The sequence below is a fragment of the Sinomonas sp. T428B genome, from assembly GCF_056780155.1.
On record NZ_JBRAZR010000001.1, the window covers coordinates 2,415,162 to 2,435,552 of the forward strand.

The following is a 20,391-nucleotide window of genomic DNA, read 5'->3' on the forward strand; positions in this document are numbered from 1 at the left end:
CAACATCGCGGCGGCCGGCTCCCCTCGGCGGTGCGGGCCCAGCTCTGCCCGTGCAGGATACCCGGTAGATTGTGGCCCATGAGCACCCCCACCGCCGCCGAGCGGATCCACGGCTGCCTCGCGGGCGCCGCCGTCGCCGAGGCGGCCGCCCTCGACCCAGACGGCCTCGAGCCCGCCGGGCCCGACCCCAGCACCCCAGGTGCCGAGGGCTCCGCTCCGCGCCCCCTCGGCGCCGCCGGCCAGCTCACGCTCTTCACGGCGGACGCGCTCGTCGAGGCGATCGAGTGGGCGAACGACGGCGTGCACGCGGACGAGGCGGCGTGCGTGTGGCTCGCGTCGCTGCGCTGGCTCAGCGGCCAGGGGGTGCAGGTCGCCCCCTCGGCCCCCGTCGCGCAGGCCCGCTGGCTCGACGGCCAGGAGGGGGTGCGCGTGCCCGCGCGCCCGCTGCCGGCGTGGGTCGACTCGCTCGCCTCCGGCGAGATGGGGACGCCGTCCCGCCCGCTCGGCCTGGAGCACGACGACGCCGGGGCCGCCGCGCACGCCGCCCCCTTCGGCCTCGTCCCCCACATCCCGGCCGCGGCCGTCGCGAAGATGAGCGCTGAGGCCGCCCACCTGACCCACGGCGCCGCGCCCGCGGTCCAGGCCGCAGTCGCCGTCGCCGCGACGGCCCACTACCTCGCGCTCGGGGCCGACGCCGTCACGGCGTTCGCCTCGGCGCGTGCCCAGGTGGCGTCGCTGCGGGTCGTGGACCCGGACGTCCTCGCCGCCCTGGACGGGATCGGGGGCGTGGACGCGGGCGTTCCCCCCGCTGCCGCTGCCCTCGGGCGCGCAGCCTCGGCCGTCCTCGCAGCGGAGAGCGCAGGGCGGTCCGGTGAGCCCCTGGACGGGGCCTTCGCGGCCGGCGTCGGCCTCGCCGCGGCGCACGGTAGCGACGCGGCCGCTATCGCGGGCGCACTGCTCGGGACGCTGTGGGGCCGGGACGCCGTTCCGGCCCCGTGGATCCAGCGGACGGCGGGGATGGCGGCGGTCAACGGCGTGGCGGCGCGCCTCGCGGAGGTTACCGGCGCCTGAGCGCGGGCTGGGTCAGCGTCCGCTCCGGCACGCTGCGGCTCGATCGGCCTCAGCTCTTGGCGCCGCGGATGTTGGAGCAGGCCTCGCACACCGAGGCCGGGACGAGGCCGGCGTCCTGGAGCCGGCCGAAGATCCAGCAGCCGAGGCAGAACCCGACGAAGGCCTCGAGCGACGCGGCCACGACGAGCACGCCCAGGACGCCCCACGCCGCGACGACGAGGCCGGACGCGTGCAGGACCGCGGCGGCGCTCGAGACGACGAGCCCGATGCCCTGGGCGAAGCGCTTGGGCGGTCCCGCGACGAGCCGCGCCGGGCCGAGGCGCGGGGCAATGACGTGCACGGCGAGCCGGCCCTCCGGCGAGTAGCGGGGCCCGCCGGCGACGCGCAGGGCGAAGCCGATCGCGATGGCCCACAGCGCCCACCCTGCCTGGGTCAGCAGCGCAGCGAGGCTCAGGACGACGACGATGCCCGCGGTCGCGCGCGCGGCGTACTCGTTGACGGGGTTGGGGAAGGCGAATGCCCGCCGCAGGGGGCTCCTGCGGGGCGCGAGGCTCACGAGATGTGTCGCGTCGGCGGTTGCGATGCGGGATGGCTCGGTCATGCCGGCAAGCCTAGGGACTCGTGCCCCGGGGCCGGAAGGACTGTTGCTCCGCGTGACCGCGGGAGCTCGTGGGACTGGCGGGACTGGCGGGGACTAGGCGCTGCGGGCGGGCCACTGCCCGCCGAGCATCTGCAGGAACTCGGCCTCGGAGAGGACCTCGACCCGCTGGCCCTTCTCGCGCAGCTCGAGCACCCGGCGGGCCTTGGACGTCACGCGGCCGGAGACGAGGTCCGCGGCGACGAAGCCGTCGCCGACGACGAGGATCGTCGTCGCACGGGTGACGGTGCTCGCGGGCTGGGCGCCCAGGACCGCCGCGCGCTCCTTCGCCTCGGCCCGGGTCATGCCGAGCGCGCCCGTGAAGACGATGCGGTGGCCGAACAGGGGGTGGTTCGGGTCGGCTGCCTCGTTCGCCGCGGGGTTCGCGCCCTCGGTCGGCCACTGCCCCCACGCCCGGTGCGTGCCGGCCGGGCGCGAGCGCGGGCCGCTGCCCGCCGTCGTGCGCCCCCTGCCCGGCGCACCCGGGCCCGTCCGGGCGAGTGCCCGGGCCGTCGGACGCGATGGCTCGTCGATTCCGGGGACGAAGCCGTCCTGGCGCGGGAGCGCGAGGCCCAGCGCGCCGTAGACCCCCGCGACGCTCTCCGCCCCGTGCCGCCTCGCGATGTCGACGAGGACGCCCGCGCAGGCGGCCGCGTCCTCCGCCGCGTCGTGGTGGCGCTCGAGCTCGACGCCGGCGGCCCGCGCGGCGAAGGGCAGCGAGTGCGAGGGCAGGTCGTAGGTGCGGCGCGAGAGGACCACGGTGCACGCGTAGTCGTAGGCGGGGGCGGGCATGGCGCTGACCTCGAGTGCCGACCGGATCACGCCGAGGTCGAAGGCCGCGTTGTGGGCGGCGAGGACGTCGTCGCCGATGAACCCGCCGATCTCGGCGAAGACCTCGGCGAAGCGGGGCGCGTGCGCGACGTCCTCCGGGCGGATGCCGTGGACCGCGACGTTGCGTGGGTCGAAGTGGTCGTGGCCCTCCGGGGGCCGCATGAGCCAGTGCGCGCGTTCGACGGCGCGCCCGCCCCGGACGCGCACGAGGCCCACCGAGCAGGGCGATCCCCGGAACCCATTGGCCGTCTCGAAGTCGATCGCAGTGAAGTCCAGGGGCACGGCGACGAGTCTAGCCGCGCCCCGGCCCGCCGCCCGTGAGCCACACGCCACAGCGGGCTCACAGGCTTTCTCCCGTAGGCTTGGGGGGTGACTCCGACGCTCCTGACCTCCCTGCCCGCTGCGACCGAGGCGCTCAACGGGCTGGCCGTGCAGGCCCTCGCTGTGCAGCCTCACATGGCCTCGTTCCTGCCCGACTGGCTCAACCCGGACGTGTTCCTGCGCAACTCGCCGCTGGGGCCGTGGGTCGTGCTCCTCGTGTGCGGCATCGTCTTCGCCGAGACCGGGCTGCTCGTGGGCTTCTTCCTGCCGGGCGACTCGATGCTCTTCACCGCCGGACTCCTCGTCGCGACGGGGGCCATCCAGTTCAACCTCTGGGCGATGGCGGGCCTCATCATCGTCGCCGCGATCCTCGGCAACCAGGTCGGCTACCTCATCGGCTCGAAGGCCGGCCCGGCGATCTTCAACCGGACCGACTCGCGCCTGTTCAAGCGCGAGAACGTCGAGAAGGCGCACGCATTCTTCGAGAAGCACGGGGGCAAGGCACTCATCCTGGCCCGCTTCGTGCCGATCATCCGCACGTTCGTGCCCGTGATCGTGGGCGTGGCCCAGATGGGGAAGGCCAAGTTCTTCCTCTACAACGTCATCGGCGCCCTCCTGTGGGGCGGTGGCGTGACGCTGCTCGGCGCATGGCTCGGGCAGTACGAGTGGGTCGGGAACAACATCGACATCATCTTCATCGCGATCGTCCTCGTCTCGGTCCTGCCGATCATCCTCGAGTTCGTCCGCGGCATCTCCGCGAAGAAGCAGGCGGAGCGCTTCGGCACCGACGTCGTGGACGAGTTCATCGAGGAGCACGAGCCCGTCGAGGAGCGCAAGACGCACCCGGACGGGAAGTAGCCTCCCCGGGCACGGACGCCGCATCAGCCGCGTATCCCGGATCAGCCGTATCCCGCATCAGCACAACGCCGCATCGCAACACACCCGAAAGGCACGTCCTTTCGAGCGTGTTGCGATGCGGCGTTTGTGGTTCTCGGCCTTTCAGGGGGTGTCGGAGAGCGCCGCGACGATCGCCGGCAGGAGCGCGCGGAACGCCTGGCCGCGATGGCTGATCGCGTTCTTCTCCTCGCGCGTGAGCTCGGCGCAGCTGACCTCGAGGCCCAGGGGCTGGAGGATGGGGTCGTAGCCGAAGCCGCCCTCGCCGCGCGGCTCGCGCAGGAGCGTTCCGTCGAGCCGGCCGGTCTCGACCGTCTCGGGCACCTCCGCGCCCGGGGCGACGAGCGCGGCGGCGCACACGAACGCCGCCTGCCGGTGCCCGTCCCGCACGTCCGAGAGCTGGGCGAGCAGGAGCTCGAGGTTGGCCCGGTCGTCGCCGTGGCGCCCGGCCCAGCGGGCGGAGAAGATCCCCGGGGCCCCGCCGAGGACGTCGACGGCAAGGCCGGAGTCGTCCGCGATCGCGGGCAGCCCGGTCGCCGCGGAGACGGCGCGGGCCTTGAGCAGCGCGTTCTCGGCGAACGTCACGCCGTCCTCGACCACGTCCGGACCGCCGACGGCGCCGGCGTCCACGACCTGCGTGTCGACGTCCAGGCCCGGGACCTGGCCCCGCAGGAGCGCGCGCAGCTCGGCGAGCTTGCCCTGGTTGTGCGTGGCCAGGACGAGCCGTGGCTGGGCGCTCACCTGAGGGCCTCCGCCAGTGTCTCCCGCTGGATATCCGCCAGCTGCGCGGTGCCCAGGAGCGCGAGGTCGAGGAGGCTGTCGAGCTCCTCGCGGTCGAACGGAGCTCCCTCAGCCGTGCCCTGGACCTCGACGAACTTCCCGGAGCCGGTCACGACGACGTTCATGTCCGTCTCGGCGCGCACGTCCTCGACGTAGGGCAGGTCGAGCATGGGCACACCGTCGATGATCCCAACCGAGACAGCAGAGACGGTGTCGATGAGGGGCTCAGCGCCGGGCTCGATGAGGCCCTTGTCCTTGGCCCAGCGCACGGCCTCGGCGAGCGCGACGAACGCGCCCGTGATCGCGGCGGTGCGGGTGCCGCCGTCGGCCTGGAGGACGTCGCAGTCGAGGACGACGGTGTTCTCGCCGAGCGCCTTCGTGTCGATGATCGAGCGCAGCGAGCGGCCGATGAGGCGGGAGATCTCGTGCGTCCGCCCGCCGATCCTGCCCTTGACCGACTCGCGGTCGGAGCGGGTGTTGGTGGCGCGCGGGAGCATCGCGTACTCGGCGGTGACCCAGCCGCGGCCCTCGCCCTTGAGCCAGCGCGGGACGCCCTCGGTGAACGACGCCGTGCACAGCACGCGCGTGTTCCCGAACTCGATGAGGGCCGAGCCCTCCGCCTGCTTGGACCATCCCCGGGTGATCGAGATGGGGCGCAGCTGGTCCGGGGACCGGCCGTCGGCGCGCACGGACATGGAACCGTCGGAGGTGCTTGGGGTCATGGCTCCAGCTTAGCCGTCGACAGTGGGCCTCGACCTGAGCGCCTATAGTCGGAAGGCATGGAAGAGCGCATGCTGGGACGGACCGGCCGGAGGGTGTCCGCGATCGGGCTGGGGACATGGCAGTTGGGGGCCGACTGGGGCGACGTCGGCAGGTCTGACGCGGTTGAGGTGCTCGACGCCGCCGCCGAGGCGGGGGTGACGTTCTTCGATACCGCCGATGTGTACGGCGACGGGCGCAGCGAACAGATCATCGGCGACTGGCTCCAGGGCAATCCCGGGGCGGAGGTCATGGTCGCCACCAAGATGGGCCGGCGCGTGCCGCAGGTGCCGGAGAACTACAGCCTCGGCAACTTCCGCGGCTGGCTCGACCGCTCGCGGCGCAATCTCCGGCAGGACACGCTGGACCTCGTCCAGCTGCACTGCCCGCCGACCCCCGTCTACTCGAGCGACGAGGTCTTCGACGCCCTCGACCAGCTCGTCGAGGAGGGCGTGATGCGGGCGTACGGCGTGAGCGTGGAGACGACCGAGGAGGCGCTCACCGCGATAGCCCGGCCAGGCGTCGCTTCGGTGCAGATCATCTTCAACCCGTTCCGCCTCAAGCCGGAGGATGAGGTCTTCCCGGCGGCGCGGAAGGCGGGCGTCGGGATCGTCGTGCGCGTGCCCCTGGCGTCCGGCCTGCTCAGCGGCAAGTACAGCCGCTCGACCGAGTTCCCCGAGCACGACCACCGCAGCTACAACCGCGACGGATCCTCGTTCGACGTCGGCGAGACGTTCTCGGGGGTCGACTTCGAGCAGGGCCTGGACGCCGTGGCCGAGTTCGAGCAGCTCGTTCCCCAGGGCCTCACGACGTCCCAGGCCGCCCTGGCCTGGATCGTCTCCCGGCCCGCCGTCTCGACGGTGATCCCCGGGGCGAGGAACGCGGCGCAGGCGCGGGCCAACGCCGCCGCTGCCGGCGGGGCGGGAGCGCTCGGCCCCGCGTTCGACGCCGGGGTGCGGCGCATCTACGACCGGTTCTTCCGCGAGACCGTGCATCCCCGCTGGTAGACCCGCGCCCTAGATCGTCCGGCGCAGGGGCCGGGGGGATCAGATTGTGTAGTGGACCCCGGCGACGGCGACCGCGATCGGGCCGTCGTAGGCCCGCTGGGCCTCCTCGACCGAGCGGTTCGCATCGTTCCACACGGGCAGGTGCGTCAGGAGCAGGCGGCGGGCGCCGGCGTCCTGCGCGGCCTGCCCGGCCCGCAGGCCGGTGAGGTGGACACCCTCGATCGCGTCGTCGCGGCCCTCGTGGTACGCGGCCTCGCACAAGAACATGTCCGCGCCCCGCGCGGCCTCGATGAGGCCCGGGCACGAGTCGGTGTCCCCCGAGTAGGCGAGCACGCTGCGCCGTTCGCCGCCAGCGCCGTCGGGCTCGGTGGCCTCGACACGGATGGCGTAGGCCTCGGCGATGGGGTGCCGCACCGTGATGGCCTCGAAGCGGAACGGGCCGAACTCGATCTTCTCCCCCGGGGTCCAGCTGTGGAACTCGAAGTCCTCGTCGAGGTCGGCGGGCGGCTCCATGTCGAGGGCGATCGCGATCCGCTTGGCCGTGGCCGCGGGCCCCCACACGGGCACACGCCCCGAGGGCCAGCCGTGCGGATCCCAGTGCACCGCCACGTGCAGGCCCGTGAGGTCGATGCAGTGGTCCGGGTGCAGGTGGCTCAGCAGGACGCCGTCGATGTCCGAGAGGTGGATGTAGCGCTGGAGCACGCCGAGGGCCCCCGAGCCGAGGTCGAGCAGGATGCGCCAGTCCCGCTCGCCGTCGTTGGCCGTCAGGAGGTAGCACGAGGCGGGCGAGCTCGGGCCCGGGAAGGAGCCCGAGCAGCCGACGATGGTGAGCTTCACGGTGCCATCCTGCCCGCTTCGCCCGCCGCGAAGTGGGAGATCCGCGCCGACCCGCCGCGTGCGCGGGCATCTTCGATCATCTCGGGCGTGATCTGCGCGAGGCTCGCCGTCGGGTACCGGGCCGAGACGTGGTCCGCGTGCTGGACGCCCTGCACCTCGGGCCCGAGGAAGCGCCGGGCCAGGACCTCGAACTGGGCCGGGTCCCCCGTCGCCACGAAGCGGTGCACGGGCGGCGCGGCGCCCGTGCGCTCGAGGCCGTGGCCCACGAGCGCCCGGTAGAGGTCCTTGGCGGTCTCCTCGGCACTCGAGACGAGCGTCACGCCGTCGCCCATGACGTAGGAGATGACGCCCGTGAGCAGCGGGTAGTGCGTGCAGCCCAGCACGAGCGTGTCGACCTCCGCGGCCTTGAGCGGGGCGAGGTAGGACTCGGCCGCCTCGAGGAGCTCGGGCCCGGTCGTGACGCCGGCCTCGACGAAGCGCACGAACTCGGGACACGCGGCGGAGGTGATGCTGAGCCCGGGGGCCGCGGCGAACGTGTCCTCGTAGGCGCGCGAGCCGATCGTCGTGCTCGTCCCGATCACGCCGACCCTCCCGTTGCGCGTCGCGACGACGGCGCGGCGCACCGCGGGCTGGATGACCTCGATGACGGGGATGCCGTAGCGGGCCGTGTACCGCTCGCGCGCGTCGCGCAGGACGGCGGCGGAGGCCGAGTTGCAGGCGATCGTGAGGGCCTTGACGCCCGAGTCGACGAGCTCGTCCATGACCCCGAGCGCGAACGCGCGCACCTCGGCGATCGGGAGCGGGCCGTAGGGGCCGTGGGCCGTGTCGCCGACGTAGACGATCGACTCCTGCGGGAGCTGGTCGATGACCGCGCGCGCCACGGTGAGGCCGCCCACGCCCGAGTCGAAGATGCCGATCGGGCGCTCGGAGCGGGGCAGCTCAGTCATCGCCGCCCCCGGTCGAGCGCACGCGGTGCGCGTCGAGCATCGCCTCGATGAGCGTCGTCTGGAGCCACGTGACGAAGTTGTACACGAGCGCGAGGTAGGTGTCGACGTCCTCCGCCTCGGACCAGTCGGTCTTGGCGTGGATCCGCTCGGCGTCCTCCTCCGAGCGGATGCCGAGGCGCTCGGCGAGGACGAGGCGCACGTCGTTGAGCGCCGTCGACCAGTGGCGGGCCGCAGCGTCGTCGAGCACGAGGTGCGCGGCGTCGAGGCTGAGGGCGGCCGCGCGCAGGGCGCCCACCTTGCCCTGGCGGAGGGAGCGCTCGGTGAGGCGGCGGAACTCGAGGGAGGCGTCGGCGTCGTCCTTGACCGCGTTCGGCAGGAGGCGCGCGAGCGCCGGATCCTCCGGCTCGCTCGCGTTCGGGCTCAGCCCGACGAGCGCCTCGAGCGGGTCCGTGTGCGCCTCCTCCTCCGACTCGAGCATGCCGACGACGTCGTTGAACAGGCCCCGCAGGAGCTCGCGCTCGGCGTCCTCGAGGCGCCCCGTGATACCGCGGTGGCCGTAGATGAACGGATCAGCCATCCTCGCCGGCCCTCTCGATCGTGGCCCACAGGCCGTAGGTGTGCATCGCGACCACATGCTGCTCGACGGACTCCTTCGAGCCCTGCGTCACGACCGAGCGTCCCTCGGTGTGCACCTGCATCATGAGGGCGTCCGCCTTGGCCTCGGAGAAGCCGAAGTAGGTCTGGAACACGTAGCTGACGTAGCTCATGAGGTTGACGGGATCGTTCCAGACGACGAGGTTCCACGGCGACTGCCGCGCTGCCGTCGGGTCTGGGACTGTCTGGCCCGCGACCTCCTGCGAGGGCTCAGTGGCGACGCTCATGATCATGGGCTCCATTCTAGGCAGGGGGACTGGGCCGGAAGCCGCCGCGCGGGGCCCCGCGCGTGCCCCCGGGATCCCGGCGGGTCCCCCGTTCCGGGCGGCTAGAGTGAACCGCGTGACTGACACGAGCCCCTGGACCCAGCCCCGAACGTCGCTGTTCACGGACCACTACGAGCTCACGATGCTCCAGGCCTCGCTGCATTCGGGTGCAGCGCACCGGCAGTGCGTGTTCGAGGCCTTCGCGCGGCGCCTCCCGGACGGGCGGCGGTACGGGATCGTGGGCGGGACCGGGCGCCTGCTCGAGGGCATCACGAAGTTCCGCTTCACCGACGAGGAGCTGTCCTTCCTCGATCGCACGCACGTGGTCAACGGCGAGACGCTCGACTGGCTCGCGGACTACCGCTTCTCCGGGAACGTGTTCGGCTACGCCGAGGGCGAGGCGTACTTCCCGAACTCGCCCATCCTCATCGTCGAGTCGACGTTCGCCGAGGCGTGCATCCTCGAGACGTACATCCTCTCGGTGCTCAACCACGACTCGGCCATCGCCTCCGCGGCCTCGCGCATGACGACGGCGGCGGGCGGGCGGCCCTGCATCGAGATGGGCTCGCGCCGCACCCACGACGAGTCCGCCGTCGCCGCGGCCCGCGCCGCCGTCATCGCGGGCTTCTCGAGCACCTCGAACCTCGCCGCGGGCCTGCGCTACGGGATCAAGACCGTCGGCACGGCCGCGCACTCGTTCACGCTCCTGCACGATACGGAGCGGGACGCGTTCGAGGCGCAGGTCAGCTCGATGGGCGTGGGCACCTCGCTGCTCGTGGACACGTACGACGTCGAGGCGGCCGTACGCACGGCCGTCGAGATCGCCGGGGATCGGCTGGGCGCGGTGCGGCTCGACTCGGGCGACCTCATCGAGCAGGCCCACTGGGTCCGGGCGCTCCTCGACGACCTCGGCAACGTCAACACCCGCATCATGGTCACGTCCGACCTCGACGAGTACGCGATCGCGGCCCTGCAGTCCGCGCCCGTGGACGCGTACGGCGTCGGCACCGCGCTCGTGACCGGCTCCGGCGCGCCGACCGCGTCGATGGTCTACAAGCTCGTGAGCCGGACGGACGAGGACGGCACCGTCGTCTCGGTCGCGAAGGCCGCCAAGAACAAGGCGAGCGTGGGCGGGCGCAAGTACGCGCTGCGCCGGCTCGACGAGCGGGGCGTCGCGAGCGCCGAGGTCGTCGGGATCGGCCGCCGCCCCGAGGACGACGGCAACGATCGGCCACTGCTCGAGCACTTCATCGTCGACGGCGAGCTCAAGCCGGGCTGGACCGGCCCCGAGGGAGTCGAGCGCGCCCGGGCGCGGCACGCGGCGTCGCTCGCGGAGCTGCCCGCGTCCGTGCACCGCATGCACCGCGGCGAGCCGGCGATCCCGACGCTCTACGAGGACCGCTGATCCGGACGGAGAATTAACGCATGAAGCGCGCGCTGATCATGGTGGACGTGCAGAACGACTTCTGCGAGGGCGGCTCGCTCGCGGTCGACGGCGGTGCCGCCGTGGCCGCGGGCCTCACCGAGTTCCTGGCGCAGCACGGGGCGGACTACGACGCCGTGGTCACGACCCAGGACTGGCACGTCGAGCCCGGCACGCACTTCTCGGACGCGCCGGACTATGTCGATTCGTGGCCGCCGCACTGCGTCGCCGGCACACCCGGTGCGGACTTCCACCCCGCGCTGGACGTCTCCCGCGTCGACGCCATGTTCCGGAAGGGCCAGTACGCCGCGGCGTACTCGGGCTTCGAGGGGCGGCTCGCGCAGTCCGGCGACGCCCAGGGGATCTCCGACGACTCGCCGGACCTCGACTCGTGGCTGCGCGAGCACGGCGTCGAGGAGGTGGACGTGGCCGGCCTCGCCACGGACTACTGCGTGCGGGCGACGGCGCTCGACGCCGCGCGCTCGGGCTACCGGACCGCGGTGCTCACGGACCTGGCCGCGGGCATCGCCCCCGATCTCGAGCCGACGTACAGGGAGCTCGAGGCCGCCGGGGTCGAGCTCCGCTAGCTGGAGGTCGGGCTCCGCTGGCTGCAGGTCGGTTCCGCTGGGCGGGGCTAGAGGGACTCTGCCTTCGCCTTGATTTCGGCGAGGTCCTTCGCGAGGGCCTTCCGGCTCACGGCCATGCCGATCCTGCCGAAGAGCGCCATCATGACCCTCGTGGCCACTGACGGCCGGACCGTCTTCGCCGAGAAGTCCACCGCGAGCTCCGTGCCCCCGTCCCGCGGCATCAGGGTGAAGCGGGTCGTGTAGTCGGCCCCGCCCTGGGCGGCCTTGATCGTGGTGGACCGGGCCGGCTCGGCCTCGGCGACCCACAGCTCGACCGTCTCGGCGCGGCCGGCCATCGTCCGGGTCTCCCTCCAGCGCGTCCCCACGCCGTAGGCGCCCTCTGTGAGCATCTCGACGCGCGTGACGCCCGAGAGGGTCTCCGCGGCCCGGGGCACGTTCGTGAGCACGGCCCAGACCTTCTCCGGAGTGGCGTTCACGTGCTCGGTCAGGCGGGTGCTGTGCTCCATGCCCAGAGCCTAGCCCGCGGGCCCGCACCCGTCAGGGCCATCAGGTCCGTCCGACGAACCAGTCCCGCAGCTTGGCGAGCCGGGCCTGCAGCTGCTCCTCGCTCGCCTGGGCGACGGCCGGCCCGCCGCACAGCTCGCGCAGCTTGTTGTGCACCATCCCGTGCGGCGTCCCGGTCCGGGCGCTCCACGCGGAGACGTTCTTGGCGAGCTCGTTGCGCAGGTCCATGAGGCGCCGGTGGTCGGGCACGCCGGCAGGGGACGACGTCGGCCGCTTGCTCCGCCGCGACACCTGCTCCTGCTGCCGCTGGCGCAGGAGCGCGGCGACCTGATCCGCGTCGAGGAGGCCTGGGATGCCCAGGAAGTCGAGCTCCTCGTCGGAGCCGACCTCTCCCCCGGTGCCGAACTCGCCGCCGTCGAACAGCACCCGGTCGAAGGCGGCCTGGGACTCGAGCGCCTCGTACTTGCCCTTGGTGAGCGTGTCGGAGGCTTTCTCCTCGCGGTTCGCCTCGTCCATGAGCGACTCCTCGAGGTCCATGAGCCCGTCCTCGTCGCTCACGGGCCGGTCGAGCGCGTGGTCCCGCTCGGCCTCCATGGTGTTGGCGAGGACCGTCAGCTGCGGCACCGAGGGCAGGAAGACCGACGCCGTCTCCCCCCGCTTCCGGGCGCGCACGAAGCGCCCCACGGCCTGGGCGAAGAAGAGCGGGGTCGACGTCGACGTCGCGTACACGCCCACGGCGAGGCGCGGGACGTCGACGCCCTCGGAGACCATGCGCACCGCGACCATCCAGCGCTGGTCGCCCTCGGAGAACTCCTCGATCTTGCCCGAGGCCTTCGCGTCGTCGGAGAGGATGACCGACGGCGACTGGCCCGTGATCTTCTTGAGGAGCCCCGCGTAGGCGCGTGCGTCCTCGTGGTCGGTCGCGATGACGAGGCCGCCGGCGTCGGGCACGGAGCGGCGCACCTCGGTGAGGCGCCGGTCCGCCGCGGCGAGCACGGCGGGGATCCACTCCCCCTGCGGGTTGAGGGCGGTGCGCCAGGCCTGCGCGGTGACGTCCTTCGTGACGGCGGCCTCGCCGAGGGAGGCGGCCATCTCCTCGCCCGCGCTCGTGCGCCAGCGCATCTGGCCTGAGTAGGCCATGAAGATGACGGGGCGGACCACGTGGTCCCGCAGCGCCTGGCCGTAGCCGTACGTGTAGTCGGCCTTCGAGCGACGGATGCCGTCCTTGTCCTCCGCGTAGTCCACGAACGGGATCGGCGAGGTGTCGGAGCGGAACGGGGTTCCCGTCAGGGCGAGGCGGCGGACGGCGGGGTCGAAGGCCTCGCGCAGGCCGTCGCCCCACGAGAGCGACTCGCCGCCGTGGTGGATCTCGTCGAGGATCACGAGCGTGCGCGCGGCCTCGGTCTTGGCGCGGTGCAGGAGCGGCTTGCTCGCGACCTGCGCGTAGGTCACGGCGACGCCCATGAAGCCGCGCCCGTGCTGGCCGTCGGAGTTCTTGAAGTTGGGGTCGATCGCGATCCCCACGCGCGCGGCCGCGTCGGCCCACTGGCGCTTGAGGTGGTCGGTCGGGGCCACGATCGTGACCCGGTTGACGGTCCCGCGCTCGATGAGCGTCGAGGCGACCCGCAGCGCGAACGTCGTCTTGCCGGCGCCCGGCGTCGCGACGGCGAGGAAGTCCCGCGGCGCGAGCGCCAGGTACTTCTCGAGGGCCTCCTGCTGCCAAGCGCGCAGTTTGGGGGCGGTGCCCCAGGCGGCGCGCTCGGGGTATGCAGGGGGGAGGGAGGGGGTGGCGGGCCCGCCGAAGAGGGTGTCCGTCATGCGCGGGGGGCCTTCCGGTCGGCGGGCGACGGCGCGTGCGTGCGCGTGCCGGCGAACGCGCCGACGAGGGCGGGAACCGCGAGGACCCCGGTCAGGAGGGCGAACCCGAGGGCGCCGGGGGTGCCGGGGGTGCCGGAGGGGTCGAGCAGCAGGGCGTACAGGCTTCCGGCTCCGGCGGTTCCAATCACTCCACCGAGCATATCGGCCAACTGGAGGCTGGCCGAATTCCTGCCGCGCTCGGCCGCGTCGCTCAGGTCCAGGGTCGCCACCGAGGTCGTGGACATGGCCAGGCCCATTCCCGCGCCCGCGAGGATCCACGCGGCCGGGATCGCCCAGGCGGGCGCGCCGGCGGCCACGCACGCGGCGACCGAGGCGAGGCACGCGGCGATCGCGGCCGGCCCGAGCACCAGGTAGGCCGTCCGTGGGAGCCACGCGCGGGCCTGGGCGAACGAGCCGGCCGTCCAGCCCAGGGCGCCCCCGGTGAGCGCGAGGCCGGCGATGGAGGGCTCGAGCCCGTACCGGTCCACGAGGAGGAGCGGGATGAACGCCTCGGCGCCGAAGAACGCGAAGGTGATGAGCCCGCGCACGGCCATGACGGCCGGCAGCCCGCGCCGGGCGGTCCAGGTGCCGCGCAGGATGAGCCGGCGCGCCGCCACCGCGGCGGCGGCCGTCCCGACGACGCCGAGGCAGGCGACGGCGACCAGTGCCAACGAGGGGCCTGCCACGGGCCCGGCTCCCTGGCCCGCAGCCGAGGCGGCCACGCGCACGGGCGAGGCCGGGTCGGCCGCAGACACGACGGCCCACTGCGCGGCCGCGATGCCCGCGGCGAGGACGACGCCGAGGAGGGCGCGCCGTCGTCCGTCCCCGGGCGAGCGAGACTGCGAGGGCTCCGCGCCCGCCGCCGGCGGGCCGAGCGAGCGGACCCGGGGCCAGACGAGGGCCATCGCGGCCACGACGATGGGGACGACGCCGAGGAAGGGCCAGCGCCAGCTCACGTGCTGGGCGAGCAGGCCCGAGACGTACGGCCCTACGAGGGACGGGACGACCCATGCGGCGGAGAACCAGCCGAACATGGCCGGCTGGAGGGCCGAGGGCAGCACCTGGCCGATGACGACGTAGACCGCGACGATCATGAAGCCCGCGCCGAGCCCGGAGACCATGCGGCCGAGGGTGAAGGCGGCGAAGTCGGACGCCGCCCCACCGAGGACGAGCCCGGCGCACATGAGGCCAAGCCCCGTCAGGAGCGCGGGGCGCGCTCCCCGGAGGTCGCACCACGGCCCGGCCGCGGCGGTCGCGGCCATCGAGGCCGTGAGGAAGAGCGAGAACGCGAGCCCGTAGGCCCCCTGCCCGCCGAGCTCGGCTGCGACGACGGGCATCGCGGTCGTGACGGCCATGGCCTCGAACGCGCCGCACGTGACGATCGCGAGGAGGCCGACGACGAGCGCGCGGCGGGCGGGTGCGAGGAGCCCGGCCCGCGCGCGGGCGCCCGCGGCCTTCCCGTCAGGGGCGGCCGCATCGGGGGCGGCGCCGCGCCCGCGGGCGCGGCGTGCGGGCGGCACTCAGGACTTGTCGTCGTCGTTGCCGGGGCGCAGGCCCTCGTAGATCTCCTTGCACGTGGGGCACACGGGGAACTTCTTGGGGTCGCGGCCCGGAGTCCAGACCTTGCCGCAGAGGGCGATCACGGGCTCGCCGGTGAGGGCGGACTCCATGATCTTCTCCTTGCGCACGTAGTGGGAGAACCGTTCGCGGTCCCCCGGCTCGAGCTCCTCGCGGAGCTCCTCGCGCTCAATCGTGGCGGTCGAGCCGCCCCGGGAGGGGTCGCGGGGGTCGGAGTCGAACGGATCCGGTGGCATGGTGGTCATGGATTCATGGTACGCGGGCGCCCTGTGGACACCCTTGCGCGCGCGCCGTGCCCGGCCGGTGCGCGCCCGCTCAGAGCTCCTGCCAGTCGGGCTTGTTGTCGTAGACGTGCCGGTAGTAGTCGGCGAGCTTCAGGGTGGACGCGGCGGCGTTGTCGACGATCACGGTCGCGTGGGGGTGGAACTGGAGCACGGAGGCGACGCACATCGCCGTGACCGGCCCCTCGACGAGCCCGTGGACTGCCTCGGCCTTCGTCGCCCCGGTGGCGACGAGGACGACGTGGCGGGCCTCCATGATCGTCCCGACGCCCTGGGTCACGACATGGTGGGGAACCTCGGCCGGCGAGCCGAAGAAGCGCGCGTTGTCCCGCCGGGTCTGCTCGGTGAGGGTCTTGATCCGCGTGCGCGAGGCGAGCGAGGAGCCCGGCTCGTTGAAGCCGATGTGCCCGTCCGTGCCGATGCCGAGTATCTGAAGGTCGATCCCGCCGGCGGCCCGGATCTCGTCCTCGTAGGCGGCACAGGCCGCGGGCAGGTCCGCGGCGCCGCCGTCCGGGCTGTGCATGCGGGCGGGGTCGAGCCCGACGCGGTCTGCGAAGTCCCGGCGGATCACCTCGCGGTAGGACTCCGGGTGCCCGGCCGGAAGCCCCACGTACTCGTCGAGCGCGAAGCCCGTCGCGCGGGAGAAGTCGAGGCCCTCCTCGCGCACAAGCCGCTCGAGCTCGTCGTACACGGGCAGCGGCGAGGAGCCCGTCGCGAGCCCGAGGACGGCGTCGGGCCGCGAGCGCACGAGGCGCGCGAACGCCGAGGCCGCGGAACGGCCCACCTCGCGCCCGTCCCGGAGGATGACTACTTCCATGGCCCGCACCCCTCTCCGTGGATCATCCTGCACCCCTCAGCCGAAGCGCACGAGCGATGCGTACAGCTCGGGGCCACGGGCGTCGAGCACGCGCCCGCCGAGGGCCGCGCCGCCGGCCAGGAGGGCCGAGCCGAGGACGGTGCCGACGGCGAGCGACGCCCACCCGTAGGCCGGCCGCCCCGTCGCGAGCGCGACCACCATGAGCACGGCCTCCGGGGCGGCCAGGACCCCGAGGGCCAGCATGCCCGCGAACTGGACGCCCATCGTGAGGCCCATGTTGCCGGAGGGCTTCTTGAAGGGACTCTCCCCCGGCAGCGCCACCGCGAGGGCGAATCTGGCGGAGACGAGCGAGGACAGCCCCGTCCCGCTCAGCAGGACGCCGAGCGAGAGCCCGAGCACCGCCGGGAACATCGCCCATCCATCAGGTTCCCCCGCGACCGCGAACGGCACCGCCGTGACGGCGACGGTCACCGGCAGCGCGAAGGACAGGAGGGCGAGCGCCCGGCCCCACCGGTCGTCGCGGCCCCGCACGCCCGAGGCGAGGTGCAGGGCGAAGGCTGTCGAGTCGTACGACACGTCCGCCGAGATGCTCCACGCGAGGACGAACGCGACGATCGGGCCGCTCAGGGCGAAGGGGCCATCGAGCGGCCCGCCCGCGCCCTCCTTGCCGAGGGACGCGGCGTAGAGGACGACGGGCAGGAGCGGGACGACGAGGAGCCCTCCACCGTAGCGTGGGTCCCGGACCCAGTAGGCGAGGGACCGGGCGGCGATGGCCCCGGCGGGAGTGGCCGGCACGAGGGCGAAGAGGCCGAGGCCTGCGCGGCCGAGGCCCGTCCGGCGGGGCTCTCCCACTCGGCCGCGGGCCCCGCGGGACCGCCGGCCGCCGCTCGTGTGCACGAGGGCCCGGGCGAGGGCCGCGGACCAGGCCCATGCCGCGAGGGCGAGGGAGACGGCGGCGATGCCGAGCTTCGCGGCGGCCGCGGCCCCGAGCCCCTGGGCGGCGTCAGCGGGGGCGGAGAACGCCGCGCCGAGGGGCGTCCACGCGAGGACCCCGGCAGCCCCTCGGAGGGCCGCCGCGTCGGAGAGCGCGGGCACCGCGAGGCTCACGAGGGGCCCGAGCAGCACGAGCGGGACGAGGAGGACGAGGCTGCTGCCGTCCCGGAAGCGGCGCGACGCCGCGAGCTCGGAGGCGAGGCTCGCGGCCAGCCGGCTCACGACGACGCACAGGCCGAGCGCGAGGGCCGCTCCGACCGCGGAGACGGCGAGGGGCGCGACCCCCCGGGTCCAGGTCAGCGTCGTCGCGGCGAGGACGAGGGCAGTGCAGAGGCCGGGCACGCCGATGAGCGCCGCGAGCGCGTGGCCCGCGAGCAGCTGCCGCCGCGGGATCGGGTAGGGCGCGAAGCGGGCGGGGTCGAGCGTGAGGTCGACGCCAGCGATGACGATAGGGGCCAGGGCCCAGCCGGCCACGAGCGCGGAGCCGCCCAGGACCAGGGCGATCTCCGCCGACGCGGCGTCAACGAAGCGCAGGGCCGCGAGCCCGACCGCCGCGGCACCGACGAGGCCGAGCCCGTAGAGGGTGGCGACGCCCATCCCGACCGCCTGCCACACGTTCCGGCGCAGGCCGTTGGCCAGCAGGAGGAGCTTGAGCGAGATCAGGTGCGCAACCATGTCAGCCCCTCCGTGCGGCCCGGTCCGCCGACGAGCTCGACGAAGCGCTCCTCGAGCGTCGAGCCCGCCCGCACCTCATCGACCGTCCCGGCGGCGAGGATGCGGCCGGCCGCCACGACGGCGACATGGTCGCACATGCGCTGGACGAGGTCCATCACGTGGCTCGAGACGATCACCGACCCTCCGCCGGCCACGAAGTCGGCGAGGATGCCCCGGATGTTCGCCGCCGAGACCGGGTCCACGGACTCGAAGGGCTCGTCGAGGACGAGCAGGCGGGGGGCATGCACGAGCGACGCCGCGAGGGCCGCCTTCTTCGTCATGCCGGCGGAATAGTCGACGACGAGGGTGCCCGCGGCCTCGGCGAGCCCGAACGCCTCGAGCAGCTCGTGGGTCCGCCCGACGGCCGTGGGCCGGTCGAGCCCGTGCAGGAGCCCGGCGTAGGTGATGAGCTGCGCGCCCGTGAGCCGATCGAAGAGGCGGACGCCGTCCGGCAGGACCCCCATGAGCCGCTTCGCGCCGAGTGGGTCGCCCCACACATCGACGCCGAACACGTGGGCGGTCCCGGCATCAGGGCGCAGGAGGCCCGTGGCCATGGACAGCGTCGTCGTCTTCCCGGCGCCGTTGGGGCCGACGAGCCCGTAGAGGGACCCCACGGGGACGTCGAGGCTGATCCCGCTCACGGCGGGCTTTCCCGAGAAGGCCTTCACGAGGCCGCGGAGGGACAGGGCCACGGCGGAGGCCGCCGAGGGGTGGGCAGAGGCCGCCGGGGGCGGGACGAGGCCGCTCATGGCCCCACGCTAGCAAGGTGCCGCGCGCCACGGGATCCCCCGCGAGGACGAGCCTCCCCTCCTCCGCAGGGCGGAGGCGGGACCGCATCTGGCCAAGGACCCACGTCCGCCGGCGGTCTGTCAGCGCTTGATCCCCCTAGGCCAAGGGCTGATCCCACTATAGGTACTCATCCCACTCATCGTGGTGGCGGCTCGTGCGAGGAAGGCGCTAGGGGTCTGCCGCTCATGGCAGTCGCTCTCCTCCAGGGCTCCACGATGGCGCTGCGGGCCGCCGCCCAGTTCTCGGTAGCACGCCCTGCAGCGTGGCCAATCAGGCCCGGCCAGGCTCGCCGGCGGCATCGAGGATCCGGTCATAGGCGTCCCCGTCGATGAGTCCTCATGGAAAGGCCCGGCCAACCTCGGCACATGAGCCCGGCGTGTCCAGATATGGTGTGGACTCCCAATCGGCCGCCGCCCCGGCCGCGCCCTCGTTCTCCGCATACGGCCACTTGAACGCGCGCACTGAAGGTCTCCGGCTAGCGGGCCACGAACTCCGCGTGCCGCGCGTGGGCCTCGGCGATCTTCTCGCGGATCTCCTCGATGTCCTTGACCTTGTCACGGTACTTCTTGTCCATCGCGAGGATGGCCTGCTCCTCCTCGAGGAGCGCGCGGTACACGCGCTCGCGCTCGGCGGCGTCGGCCGTGTACTCGAGGTCGAGGTAGCTCTCGGCGTGCCGGCGGGCGTTGTTGACCGCCGCGTGGGCCTTGCCGGCCTTGCTGAACAGCGAGGCGAATACGGTCAGCAGCAGGACGCCGACGATCACCGAGAGGGACAGGCCGGTCGTGATCTCGAAGACGTCGACGTGGTTGCCGCCGTTGATGAACGGCAGGGTGTTCTCGTGCAGCGCGTGCAGGACGAGCTTGACGCCGATGAAGGCGAGGATCGCGGCGAGGCCGTACGAGAGATAGATGAGGCGGTCCAGCAGGCCGTCGAGGAGGAAGAACAGCTGGCGCAGGCCCATGAGGGAGAACGCAGTCGCCGTGAACACGATGTACGGATCCTGGGTCAGGCCGAAGATCGCGGGGATGGAGTCGAGCGCGAAGAGCAGGTCCGTGCCGCCGACCGCGACCATGACGAGGAGCATCGGGGTCAGGACGCGCTTGCCGTTCTCGACCGTGAAGAGCTTGTCTCCGTCGTAGTGCTGGGACGTGCGCAGGTACTTGCGGGCCAGGCGGATGATGAAGTTGTCTGCCTCTTCCTCGCCCGAATCCTCGGGCTTGAGCAGGTTGCCCGCCGTGATCAGCAGGATGATGCCGAACACGTAGAAGATCCAGGAGAAGCTGTTGATGAGCGCGACGCCGAGGAAGATGAACGCCGTGCGCGCGATGAGCGCGAACACGATGCCGAAGAGGAGGACCTTCTGCTGGTCCTCACGCGGCACGCGGAAGCTTGCCATGATCACGAGGAACACGAAGAGGTTGTCAACCGAGAGGGCCTTCTCGGTGATGAAGCCGGCGAAGTACTCGCCGCCCGCGTCGGCACCGCCGAAGACGAGCACGAGGATGCCGAAAAGGATCGCGGCGCCCACATAGATCGAGGACCAGATCGCGGCCTCGCGGAGCGTCGGCACGTGGGCCTTGCGGATGTGGAAGAAGTAGTCGAAGGCCAGAAGCCCCAGGATCAGAACGATCGTGATGCCCCAGACAAGGGGTGAGACGGACATGAGGTATAAGTCCCTTTCGCAGGTAGGCGCTATCGCCACAAGTCTCTCCGCCATCCCCCGAACATCTGGGCTGGCCGCTGCACCCGGCCGGGCTCCCGCGCCCTACGTGCTGACGTGTGCAGCGCTTGGGATACTCCCCTGCGCAGTGTTCAGTTTAGGGGCAGGCTCCCGCGTGCCGCAA

Annotated in this window: 21 protein-coding genes; 5 read left to right on the forward strand and 16 right to left on the reverse strand. The window is 73.0% G+C overall.

Going from position 1 to position 20,391, the window contains the following annotated elements; all coding sequences use genetic code 11:
• Positions 1 to 78 precede the first annotated feature (78 nt).
• Complete coding sequence (locus tag ACUYMY_RS11200; RefSeq protein WP_481703633.1) at positions 79 to 1,071, forward strand: ADP-ribosylglycohydrolase family protein; 993 nt, start codon at positions 79 to 81, stop codon at positions 1,069 to 1,071.
• 49 nt (positions 1,072 to 1,120) lie between these two features.
• Here the strand turns inward: ACUYMY_RS11200 and ACUYMY_RS11205 are convergent, their stop codons facing one another.
• Together ACUYMY_RS11205 and ACUYMY_RS11210 are read right to left on the reverse strand one after the other, a co-directional pair.
• Entirely contained in the window at positions 1,121 to 1,672 is a 552-nt protein-coding gene (locus ACUYMY_RS11205; protein ID WP_481703634.1) for a DUF4395 domain-containing protein, read from the reverse strand.
• Positions 1,673 to 1,765: 93 nt separating this feature from the next.
• Positions 1,766 to 2,821 carry an exonuclease domain-containing protein gene (locus tag ACUYMY_RS11210; RefSeq protein ID WP_481703635.1) on the reverse strand — a complete coding sequence of 352 codons (1,056 nt, stop codon included), beginning with the start codon at positions 2,819 to 2,821 and terminating at the stop codon, positions 1,766 to 1,768.
• Between the two features lie 174 nt (positions 2,822 to 2,995).
• On the opposite strand from ACUYMY_RS11210, the gene ACUYMY_RS11215 reads away from it, so the two are divergent.
• Positions 2,996 to 3,718, forward strand: coding sequence for a DedA family protein (locus ACUYMY_RS11215; RefSeq protein WP_481705046.1), 723 nt, complete (start codon positions 2,996 to 2,998; stop codon positions 3,716 to 3,718).
• 141 nt (positions 3,719 to 3,859) lie between these two features.
• Here ACUYMY_RS11215 and rdgB read toward each other — a convergent pair whose 3' ends face one another.
• Complete coding sequence (gene rdgB, locus ACUYMY_RS11220) at positions 3,860 to 4,495, reverse strand: RdgB/HAM1 family non-canonical purine NTP pyrophosphatase (RefSeq protein ID WP_481703636.1); 636 nt, start codon at positions 4,493 to 4,495, stop codon at positions 3,860 to 3,862.
• Positions 4,492 to 5,256, reverse strand: a complete 765-nt coding sequence (rph, locus tag ACUYMY_RS11225; RefSeq protein ID WP_481703637.1) for a ribonuclease PH — start codon at positions 5,254 to 5,256, stop codon at positions 4,492 to 4,494. The genes rdgB and rph overlap by 4 nt, the downstream gene beginning before the upstream one ends.
• A 57-nt stretch (positions 5,257 to 5,313) precedes the next feature.
• Here rph and ACUYMY_RS11230 point away from each other — a divergent pair, with 57 nt between their 5' ends.
• On the forward strand, positions 5,314 to 6,300 hold the full coding sequence (locus ACUYMY_RS11230; RefSeq protein ID WP_481703638.1) for an aldo/keto reductase: 987 nt from the start codon (positions 5,314 to 5,316) through the stop codon (positions 6,298 to 6,300).
• 39 nt (positions 6,301 to 6,339) lie between these two features.
• Here the strand turns inward: ACUYMY_RS11230 and ACUYMY_RS11235 are convergent, their stop codons facing one another.
• From ACUYMY_RS11235 to clpS, 4 genes are read right to left on the reverse strand one after another with little or no spacing between them, the layout of a single operon-like run.
• Positions 6,340 to 7,137, reverse strand: a complete 798-nt coding sequence (locus ACUYMY_RS11235; RefSeq protein WP_481703639.1) for an MBL fold metallo-hydrolase — start codon at positions 7,135 to 7,137, stop codon at positions 6,340 to 6,342.
• A complete protein-coding gene (gene murI / locus ACUYMY_RS11240; protein ID WP_481703640.1) occupies positions 7,134 to 8,084 on the reverse strand; it encodes a glutamate racemase in 951 nt (316 codons plus the stop codon). Before murI ends, ACUYMY_RS11235 begins: the two co-directional genes overlap by 4 nt.
• Positions 8,077 to 8,661, reverse strand: coding sequence for a DUF2017 domain-containing protein (locus ACUYMY_RS11245; protein WP_481703641.1), 585 nt, complete (start codon positions 8,659 to 8,661; stop codon positions 8,077 to 8,079). The genes murI and ACUYMY_RS11245 overlap by 8 nt, the downstream gene beginning before the upstream one ends.
• Positions 8,654 to 8,971: an ATP-dependent Clp protease adapter ClpS gene (gene clpS / locus ACUYMY_RS11250; RefSeq protein ID WP_481703642.1), complete on the reverse strand. Its 318-nt coding sequence runs from the start codon at positions 8,969 to 8,971 to the stop codon at positions 8,654 to 8,656. Before clpS ends, ACUYMY_RS11245 begins: the two co-directional genes overlap by 8 nt.
• A 109-nt stretch (positions 8,972 to 9,080) precedes the next feature.
• On the opposite strand from clpS, the gene ACUYMY_RS11255 reads away from it, so the two are divergent.
• A complete protein-coding gene (locus ACUYMY_RS11255; RefSeq protein ID WP_481703643.1) occupies positions 9,081 to 10,409 on the forward strand; it encodes a nicotinate phosphoribosyltransferase in 1,329 nt (442 codons plus the stop codon).
• Between the two features lie 20 nt (positions 10,410 to 10,429).
• Positions 10,430 to 11,014, forward strand: coding sequence for an isochorismatase family protein (locus ACUYMY_RS11260; RefSeq protein WP_481703644.1), 585 nt, complete (start codon positions 10,430 to 10,432; stop codon positions 11,012 to 11,014).
• A 47-nt stretch (positions 11,015 to 11,061) separates the two neighbouring features.
• Here the strand turns inward: ACUYMY_RS11260 and ACUYMY_RS11265 are convergent, their stop codons facing one another.
• The 8 genes from ACUYMY_RS11265 to ACUYMY_RS11300 form a co-directional block, all read right to left on the reverse strand.
• A complete protein-coding gene (locus ACUYMY_RS11265) occupies positions 11,062 to 11,520 on the reverse strand; it encodes an SRPBCC family protein (RefSeq protein WP_481703645.1) in 459 nt (152 codons plus the stop codon).
• A 40-nt stretch (positions 11,521 to 11,560) separates the two neighbouring features.
• The gene (locus ACUYMY_RS11270) at positions 11,561 to 13,336 is read right to left on the reverse strand and encodes a DEAD/DEAH box helicase (protein ID WP_481703646.1); all 1,776 of its coding nucleotides are present in this window, start codon (positions 13,334 to 13,336) and stop codon (positions 11,561 to 11,563) included.
• The gene (locus ACUYMY_RS11275) at positions 13,333 to 14,895 is read right to left on the reverse strand and encodes an MFS transporter (RefSeq protein WP_481703647.1); all 1,563 of its coding nucleotides are present in this window, start codon (positions 14,893 to 14,895) and stop codon (positions 13,333 to 13,335) included. Before ACUYMY_RS11275 ends, ACUYMY_RS11270 begins: the two co-directional genes overlap by 4 nt.
• Complete coding sequence (locus tag ACUYMY_RS11280; protein WP_481703648.1) at positions 14,896 to 15,198, reverse strand: DUF3039 domain-containing protein; 303 nt, start codon at positions 15,196 to 15,198, stop codon at positions 14,896 to 14,898.
• A gap of 70 nt (positions 15,199 to 15,268) precedes the next feature.
• Positions 15,269 to 16,051 (reverse strand): glucosamine-6-phosphate deaminase, encoded by a 783-nt coding sequence (nagB, locus tag ACUYMY_RS11285; protein WP_481703649.1) that lies wholly within the window; start codon positions 16,049 to 16,051, stop codon positions 15,269 to 15,271.
• 36 nt (positions 16,052 to 16,087) lie between these two features.
• Positions 16,088 to 17,719: a transporter gene (locus ACUYMY_RS11290; RefSeq protein WP_481703650.1), complete on the reverse strand. Its 1,632-nt coding sequence runs from the start codon at positions 17,717 to 17,719 to the stop codon at positions 16,088 to 16,090.
• Positions 17,704 to 18,507: an ABC transporter ATP-binding protein gene (locus ACUYMY_RS11295; RefSeq protein WP_481703651.1), complete on the reverse strand. Its 804-nt coding sequence runs from the start codon at positions 18,505 to 18,507 to the stop codon at positions 17,704 to 17,706. The genes ACUYMY_RS11290 and ACUYMY_RS11295 overlap by 16 nt, the downstream gene beginning before the upstream one ends.
• 515 nt (positions 18,508 to 19,022) lie before the next feature.
• On the reverse strand, positions 19,023 to 20,210 hold the full coding sequence (locus ACUYMY_RS11300) for a TerC family protein (RefSeq protein ID WP_481703652.1): 1,188 nt from the start codon (positions 20,208 to 20,210) through the stop codon (positions 19,023 to 19,025).
• Positions 20,211 to 20,391: the final 181 nt, after the last annotated feature.

Coding starts and splice junctions, on each gene's coding strand:
- ACUYMY_RS11200 (WP_481703633.1), top strand. CDS start 79: ATGAGCACCCCCACCGCCGCCGAGCGGATCCACGGCTGCCTCGCGGGC.
- ACUYMY_RS11215 (WP_481705046.1), top strand. CDS start 2,996: ATGGCCTCGTTCCTGCCCGACTGGCTCAACCCGGACGTGTTCCTGCGC.
- ACUYMY_RS11270 (WP_481703646.1), bottom strand. CDS start 13,336: ATGACGGACACCCTCTTCGGCGGGCCCGCCACCCCCTCCCTCCCCCCT.
- ACUYMY_RS11265 (WP_481703645.1), bottom strand. CDS start 11,520: ATGGAGCACAGCACCCGCCTGACCGAGCACGTGAACGCCACTCCGGAG.
- rph (WP_481703637.1), bottom strand. CDS start 5,256: ATGACCCCAAGCACCTCCGACGGTTCCATGTCCGTGCGCGCCGACGGC.
- nagB (WP_481703649.1), bottom strand. CDS start 16,051: ATGGAAGTAGTCATCCTCCGGGACGGGCGCGAGGTGGGCCGTTCCGCG.
- clpS (WP_481703642.1), bottom strand. CDS start 8,971: ATGATCATGAGCGTCGCCACTGAGCCCTCGCAGGAGGTCGCGGGCCAG.
- ACUYMY_RS11290 (WP_481703650.1), bottom strand. CDS start 17,719: ATGGTTGCGCACCTGATCTCGCTCAAGCTCCTCCTGCTGGCCAACGGC.
- ACUYMY_RS11295 (WP_481703651.1), bottom strand. CDS start 18,507: ATGAGCGGCCTCGTCCCGCCCCCGGCGGCCTCTGCCCACCCCTCGGCG.
- ACUYMY_RS11230 (WP_481703638.1), top strand. CDS start 5,314: ATGGAAGAGCGCATGCTGGGACGGACCGGCCGGAGGGTGTCCGCGATC.
- ACUYMY_RS11300 (WP_481703652.1), bottom strand. CDS start 20,210: ATGTCCGTCTCACCCCTTGTCTGGGGCATCACGATCGTTCTGATCCTG.
- ACUYMY_RS11245 (WP_481703641.1), bottom strand. CDS start 8,661: ATGGCTGATCCGTTCATCTACGGCCACCGCGGTATCACGGGGCGCCTC.
- ACUYMY_RS11280 (WP_481703648.1), bottom strand. CDS start 15,198: ATGACCACCATGCCACCGGATCCGTTCGACTCCGACCCCCGCGACCCC.
- ACUYMY_RS11205 (WP_481703634.1), bottom strand. CDS start 1,672: ATGACCGAGCCATCCCGCATCGCAACCGCCGACGCGACACATCTCGTG.
- ACUYMY_RS11260 (WP_481703644.1), top strand. CDS start 10,430: ATGAAGCGCGCGCTGATCATGGTGGACGTGCAGAACGACTTCTGCGAG.
- murI (WP_481703640.1), bottom strand. CDS start 8,084: ATGACTGAGCTGCCCCGCTCCGAGCGCCCGATCGGCATCTTCGACTCG.